This is a genomic window from Ruoffia sp. FAM 26254 (assembly GCF_045528545.1).
In the GTDB taxonomy this organism is placed as follows: Bacteria; Bacillota; Bacilli; order Lactobacillales; family Aerococcaceae; genus Ruoffia; species Ruoffia halotolerans.
The window spans coordinates 1-272 of record NZ_JBGQQY010000130.1; the positions used below are offsets into that span (position 1 = coordinate 1).

A 272-nucleotide genomic window follows, 5' to 3' on the forward strand; every position below is an offset into this window, starting at 1 on the left:
GTTGACCCCATTTCTACTCAAAAGTTGAGTAGAAATGGGGTCATTTAATTATTACTGGTAAACTATTCCGCAGACATTGGTAAATCTTCCCGCAAAGAGTGGTAAAAAGAACCGCACTACTGGTAAAAAACGTCCGCAATACTCACATCAAGCACAATTCTCACCAAATCTTAGTCGATGGCGAAGTATCTATGCGGGAGCGCCATGGTCTGGAAAGCACGAAATGATTCCGATTGAAATTAAAACTCGAATTGTTTTTTTACTTGCGGTAT

Annotated in this window: 1 protein-coding gene; it reads left to right on the forward strand. The window is 40.1% G+C overall.

The window, feature by feature from the left end:
* Positions 1-76: 76 nt before the first annotated feature.
* Positions 77-272: hypothetical protein (locus tag ACEN3Z_RS11975; RefSeq protein WP_407090997.1), on the forward strand; the 196-nt coding region annotated here is incomplete at its 3' end.